Raw genomic sequence first — 7,081 nt, 5'->3', positions numbered from 1 at the left:
TGAATCACTGGGCATCCCAGAATACACGATCGGTCATAGACCGGTTAGGCACGTTGGCCTCGTTTCTCTGAAGTTCAGAGTCTGGATAGCGTACCAATCTGATGATTAATAAAAGTATTTTTCGAATGATATCTTTAATTAATTCTTTGCGCTTACTATAGTGTATTACAAATAAATACCATTTTGATCGATGTATTATTATGAAATTATTCATTTGGCTCGTTTTAACTCTAAGTCTGCTAGCATCATTATATAATGATTCAGTCAGCGACTTCAGTCATGTTGAAATTTTAATCAAAAATGGAAAAGTGCTGGATGGGACAGGAAATCGCTGGTACTATGCAGACATAGGAATTAATGAAAACCGGATTGTTTGGGTCGGCAAATCGGACGACGTTACGGCCGATGAAGTGATTGACGCCTCCGGTCTATACGTTTCACCTGGTTTTATTGATGTTCATTCACATGCGGGATCCGGACTGGCATCAGAGTCATTGAGTCACGGCAGGCCTTTGCTTGCGCAGGGTATTACAACGGTGATGGTAAATCCGGATGGTGGCGGAAGTACAGATATTGCCGGACAAAGAAGTTCACTTGAAGAGCATGGAGTCGGGTTGAATGTTGCTCAATTTGTCCCGCATGGATCTGTCCGTCGTAACGTGATGGGTGAAGAAGATCGTGCTCCTACATCAGATGAACTCGAACAGATGAAATCGATTGTGGAAGAGGGAATGAAAAACGGAGCCTTCGGACTTTCAAGTGGTCTTTTTTATACTCCTGGTGCCTATGCCGACATCGAAGAGGTGATTGATCTGGCGAAAGTGGCCTCAAAATATAATGGAGTGTACAGCAGCCATATCCGTGATGAGTCGGATTACAATGTTGGCCTGATCTACTCTGTGGATGAAGTAATTGAGGTTGCTGAAGAAGCCGAACTTCCCGGAATTGTGTCTCACATTAAAGCTTTAGGAACGGGAGTTTGGGGGTATTCCGCAGCGGTTGTGAACAGAGTGGAAATGGCGCGGGCCCGGGGAGTGGAAGTGTATGCGGACCAGTATCCTTATTCTGCTTCATCGACAAGTTTATCAGCAGCTCTAATTCCAGCTTGGGCTATTGAAGGAGGAAGGACTGAAATGTTGCAAAGACTAGTTGACCCTCGGCTTCTTAATGAACTTAAACTTGAAATGGAAGCAAATCTTGATCGAAGAGGTGGTGCAGAAAACATTCAGATTTCTGAGTACTCTGTGAATAAATCTTTTGAAGGTTTAAGGTTAGATGAATTGTCAAAAAGGTTTGGCCTATCTCCAGTTGAAACGGCAATAGTGCTTATTAAAGAAGAAACCCCGTTGATAGTTTCATTCAATATGCATGAAGCTGACGTTGTCAGATTCATGAAACAACCCTGGATAATGACCAGCTCAGACGGTGGATTGGTTGAGATGGGAGATGGCGTCGTGCACCCCAGAAATTATGGGTCATTTTCACGGAAAATTTCAAAGTATGTGGAAGAAACTCGAACCATTGATTTGGGCTTTGCCATTCGGAGTATGACTAGTTTACCCGCGACTGTTTTTAACCTTCACGATCGCGGAATGATCAAAAGTGGGCAGATCGCGGATATTATCATCTTTGATCTAGACCGAATTCAGGATATTGCTACGTTTGATGAACCGCATAATTTATCCGAGGGTATAAAATATGTACTTATCGGTGGTAAGTTTGCTCTAAAGAGAGGAGAGTTTGAAGAAGAACTTTTTGGCAGGGTATTAAATAACCATGAAGAAAATTAATTCTTCATGGCTATTTTTGATTAACTATAAATTACGGAACTGCTGTAACCTGTATATTTCTGATTGTAGGATTTTTCGATTCGGTGTTGTTTTCAGTCAGTCCATTTTCATTTTCAACTTCAACGATAAAAGTAATAATCGTAGGATCTTCTGATATTTGAGGAACCTCATAATCTAAGACAACATGATCTGTTTGTGTCTCAGAAGAGAAGTTGGCCTCGCTATAGCTAACAGATAATACTTCAGTTCTTCCTACTATTTCGTCTCCATCCTCGTTTTCGAGGATGTGAAATAACTTTATTTCATTAACTGGATCTTCAGACCAAAAGCTGACATCTATCTCAATTACATCTCCTTCTAAATATTGATCCTGATTATTCAGAATATTAATGTCCGCAATGTTTGGATACGATCGTCCGGTTTCTTCAAGATTGTCTGTCAACCAGTTTTCTTCGCTGTAACAAGAAGTCAATATGAATACCGTTAACAGCAAAAACGTATATTTGTTTAGTTTTTTATAAATACTCATGGTGTATCTCCGTAATTAAATTAGTTGTAAAACCACATTGGTTGATCAATAGCTTTCTCTGCTTGTCTAACTTGATCTTCATTTCGGCTAAACTCTGAACTTGGATATACAGCTCTTTGTATCCATTGTCCGTTAAGCACAGAGTTATGATCTTCCGGTAATTCCAGTCCTCTGAAAATCGTATCGTCGAAATTGTATCTTCTTAGATCATTGAAAGTTTCCGGGTTGAGAAACAGAGCTTTGTATTTCTCTTTCATGATCAATTCCATTGTAAGATTTGCAGTTCCTACAGCAACATTTGGATCAGACAGATATGCGTCTCTATCAGCTTGAGATACTCCTAGTTTATCCATGTTGGCTCTAATGCCCTCTAAATACGCTTCATATGCCGCAGCATTTGCACCTGTAGCCTGGAAGCTACCCGAATTAGCAACTAAAAATTCGGCTTCAGCTTCAATGAACTTTGTTTCTGCATATGTTATCATGAGTATTGGGGATGAGTCGCGTGTGTGCCACGATTCTCCGTTAAATACAGTGTTTGAAAGATTATCCTGAGCCTGAGTGTTAATGCCAAAGTTGCCATTTACGCTCCCATAAAATTGTGAATCTCCTCCATTATCAGCAATGATAGGAAGTCTCGGGTCAACTTCTGGATATGTTGTGCCGTTCATTGAGCTGATAATTTGATCGGAGTGAACCGGAGCGGGGTTACCAGTTTGACGGGCAAGAAATGCACTTGTATGCCAAGGGTTTAAGTTTCTGGAAGTGTAATTAACTTGTACATCATCTTCATTACTTTCCATGGCATTTGAAAGAGCATTTAATGCATTGTTGGCAGCATCAACAGCACCTTTATTTGTCAAATGTATGTGATATCGTGCCTTTAAAGAGTTAGCTGCTCTTATCCATCTATCAATATCACCATTGAAGATCAAATCTTCACTGCCAGGTTGAATGATTTCTGAAGCTGGTTGTTGAAGAGAGGAAATCGCGTCATCTAGCAATGATTGTATTTCCTGATAAATTGATTCTTGTGAATCGTAGGAGGGAGTAAAATTACCCTCGGTAAATGCCTCGGAGTACGGAATATCTTCCCATGTATTTGTTGCTAATCCTAAATTTATAGCTTGAAGTACATGAGCTATGCCAAGAAAATGATTTGCATCACTGTCTCTGGCTTTTTTCTCCATTACATCTAAGTTATTAAGAGACGTTAGATATATATTAGTCCACGCCCCGGTAAGCTCAGATTGTTCATGTTTGTCAGTATCACCAACAAAGGAAGTATGCTGAGCGTATTGAGATGTTGTAAATGCGATATTAAAATGCGTATCTGTCGTAGTTACAATAATAGGAGCTAACATATCATTGAGTGATACATCATCTTCGAATACACTATTTGGGTCTACATTTGTATTTCCTCCCAAATAATCATCACAGGAATTGATTGAGAATAAAAGTAATCCTGCGATTACAAAAAAGAATAAGAGTTTTGAAATTTTCATGGTCAAACAGTCTTTAGATTAGAATCGCAGATTAAGAGAAAATGTTACACTTCGAGTTGAAGGTATATTCAGTCCAGTAAAACCAAACACATTAGATCCCGAAGAATATTGTTGACCTTCTGGATCATATCCTCTGAAAGGAGTGCTAGTAAGTAGATTCCTTCCGGTAACACTAAAAGTTGCGCCAGAAATGGGGAATTGCTCTGAAATAGTTTGAGGTAGCTGATACGCTAACCTGACATTTCGCAATTTTACCCAATCCGTATCTTGAATTATTATTTCGGATGCGCGATTGAATGTATTTGCATTCCTATAGTATGACTCATTAATTCTGAATGGTATATCATTTGGAGTGCCATCACTCTCCTTAACTCCATTAAATATAACTTCTTTTTCTCGTAATTCAGTTATTTCAAGAAGTCCGTTTCGAATACTATTTCTCTGACCTGCATCATAGGATTGTCCACCTTTTTTAATATCTATAAGGAATGAGAAACTTAAGTTTTTGAAGTTTAAAGTATTGTTAATACCTCCCTGCCAGTCAGGAAAAGCATTACCGACTTTTACTAGCTCACTTGTATTAATCGTAGGCACACCATCTTCATTAATCAAAAGATTTCCATCTTGATCATAGTTGAATCTGTATCCATAAAGGTCACCCAACTCACCTCCTTCTTCAATCCGGCTAACTACCCCAGGAAATCCCGAGTTTGCAAACTCAATTACCTGTAGACCTTCTGGCATAGATTTTACATTACTAGTATTTGTAGACCAATTAATGGCAACATTCCAACTGAAGTCAGTTGATTGAACAGGTGTGCCTTCAATTAGTAATTCAACACCTTTGCTTTCAATTTCACCCGCATTAGTAGTGAATCTTGCTAAACCAGCTGCATTACTTACAGGAAACGCAACTATTTGATCAATGCTAGTTTGATTGAAGTAAGTGAAATCAAAATTTAAACGATTGGATAGTAGTGTTGCCTCAGCTCCAATTTCAAAGGATGTAGTTTGTTCAGGCTTAAGATTTGCATCTCCGGCTTCAATATCCTGAACAAAGCCACCTTCACCATCAAAGGGAAATCCAGAAGCTCCTTGAAATCTTGTTCCAACGCTAAACGGTGGGGCATCTTTACCAACCTTGGCCAACGATAAACGTAATTTACCGTAAGGGAATAAATCGGAATCTGCTAGCCCTAATGTTTCAGTGAATACGTAACCTAGACTAACTGATGGATAAAAGAATGAGCGATTATCTTCCGGTAAAGTTGAAGACCAGTCGTTTCTTCCGGTAACTGTTAGGAAATATGTACCATCATAATCAATCTTTGCGTCAGCAAAAACACCAACCAGACGCCTAACAAGAGCTCCTTCTTGAATAAATGCATTCGTAGTGTTAGCCAAGGAAACGAAATTTGGAATATTCAGCCCTTCGCCTCGTGTATTAACAGACTTAGAATCGATATCTGTAATTTGGTTACCTACTAAAAGAGTGCCTCGTAATTTGTCAGAAAATTGGTGATCTAAACTAGCGAGTAGATTTGAATTAAATTCTCTGTAATTGATGTTTTCTTCTATAATAAAACCATTTACCTGCGTTCCAACATCGAGATTTGGTGGTACGAAACGAACCCTGCTATCATTGTATGTATCTAAACCCAATTGATATTTAAATGACAACCAATCGGCAACTTCATAATTTAAACTAAGATTCCCGATAGTTCTGTTGACATCATCTTTCAGGGTACTATTTTCAGCAAAATATCTTGGGTTATCAATAATTCCATTTGTGGGATTATTTTGAGTCCCATCTGGATTTAAATAATCATTTATATCTAAAGAAGAAGGCCAGAAACTGAGTGAACTCATGATTGATTTGTCACCGCCGGTTGGCCTGGTACCTCCAGAATTTGCATAGCTTAAAGATGCATCAATATTAAATGATTCACTTAAATCCTGTGAACCTGATAGCTTAAAAGTAGATCTTTGCCAATCCGTATTTGGCACAATGCCTTGCTGGTATGTATTTGAAAATGAGGTAAAGTAAGTGGTGCTCTCATTACCACCGGAAATGCTCAATGAATTATTCACATTAGAGCCTGTTCTAAAAAGACGCTCAAAATTATTATAAATTGGATCAGCACTATCAGTAACGGGTGGTCCAAATTGCCAGAATACAAGACTGCTTGAAACCCCTGGAAGTGTGCCACTAAAGCCTATCTGATATTGATCTTGAATATCAGGTGTCATATTTACTTCACTGAATCCTACTGAAGTATCAAAAGATATTTGTGGTGCACCCGCTTGTCCTTTTTTTGTTGTAATTACAACAGCACCATTAGATGCTCTCAGCCCATATAACGCTGTAGCTGATGCCCCTTTAAGTACGGAAATATTTTCAATGTCGTTTGGGTTGATATCTGCGACTCTGTTAGAAAAAGAAAACTGTTCACCACTACCTGGAGAATTTGATCCTTCACTTGGCAGGACGTTACCAGTAGCTGTTTGGTTACTTACTGGAATCCCGTCAATGATAAAAAGCGGTTGGTTATTTGATGAAGGACTTAGCGAATTAATTCCTCGAATAATAATGTCTACACCTGCCCCGGCAGCACCACTAGTGTTTTGAATGTTAACTCCGGCAATTCGCCCTTGCAAAGCGCTAACAAGATTTGACTCCTGACTTTGCATCAACTCCTCTCCACTTAACTCTTGGACTGCATACCCTATCTGTTTTTTCTCTTGTTCCACACCAAAGGCCGTCACAATCACTTCGCCCAATTCGTCAACAGCAGCGCTCATTTCAAAGTTTACGATCGCCTCTTCACCATCATTAACGGTAATGGTACGGTGAACTGTTTCAAAACCTACGTATCGAGCCTCGATACGGTATTCACCTTCCGGAACATCTGATAGCAAATAGGTTCCGTCGGGGCCGGTTGCATCACCAATATTAAGCGATGGAATGACCACATTTACACCAATAAGCTCTTCGCCTGTGTCTGCATCTGTAACCGTACCTGAAACAGAACCTTGTGCAAAGGCCTGAGTGGCAGAGATCAGAAGGAAACACGTGAGCAAAGAGAGCAATTTGAATTGTAGCATCTTTTGCATAATTCTCCTTTTTTCTTTGATTGATTTTGAGAAATTTTCAGTATCGTAAGAATATTACTGAGATAACACCCTTTATATTCAATAATATCCTGTAAATATTCAATTGAAATCCACAAATTCCATTTGTCACGGAAAAGTTGCTA

Annotated in this window: 4 protein-coding genes; 1 reads left to right on the top strand and 3 read right to left on the bottom strand. The window is 39.2% G+C overall.

Annotated features, from left to right (window positions below; all coding sequences use genetic code 11):
• The first annotated feature begins 200 nt into the window (after nucleotides 1–200).
• Complete coding sequence (locus ACESM0_RS11865) at nucleotides 201–1,790, top strand: N-acyl-D-amino-acid deacylase family protein (protein ID WP_372906421.1); 1,590 nt, start codon at nucleotides 201–203, stop codon at nucleotides 1,788–1,790.
• Nucleotides 1,791–1,821: 31 nt separating this feature from the next.
• On the opposite strand, the gene ACESM0_RS11860 is transcribed toward ACESM0_RS11865, so the two are convergent.
• From ACESM0_RS11860 to ACESM0_RS11850, 3 genes are read right to left on the bottom strand one after another with little or no spacing between them, the layout of a single operon-like run.
• Nucleotides 1,822–2,319 carry a hypothetical protein gene (locus tag ACESM0_RS11860; protein ID WP_372906420.1) on the bottom strand — a complete coding sequence of 166 codons (498 nt, stop codon included), beginning with the start codon at nucleotides 2,317–2,319 and terminating at the stop codon, nucleotides 1,822–1,824.
• Nucleotides 2,320–2,339: 20 nt separating this feature from the next.
• On the bottom strand, nucleotides 2,340–3,824 hold the full coding sequence (locus tag ACESM0_RS11855) for a SusD/RagB family nutrient-binding outer membrane lipoprotein (protein ID WP_372906419.1): 1,485 nt from the start codon (nucleotides 3,822–3,824) through the stop codon (nucleotides 2,340–2,342).
• A gap of 18 nt (nucleotides 3,825–3,842) precedes the next feature.
• Entirely contained in the window at nucleotides 3,843–6,938 is a 3,096-nt protein-coding gene (locus tag ACESM0_RS11850; protein ID WP_372906418.1) for a SusC/RagA family TonB-linked outer membrane protein, read from the bottom strand.
• Nucleotides 6,939–7,081 lie beyond the last annotated feature (143 nt).

Source organism: Rhodohalobacter sp., from assembly GCF_041686455.1.
Taxonomy (GTDB): domain Bacteria; phylum Bacteroidota; class Rhodothermia; order Balneolales; family Balneolaceae; genus Rhodohalobacter.
This window is presented reverse-complemented; position numbering and strand designations above follow the sequence as displayed.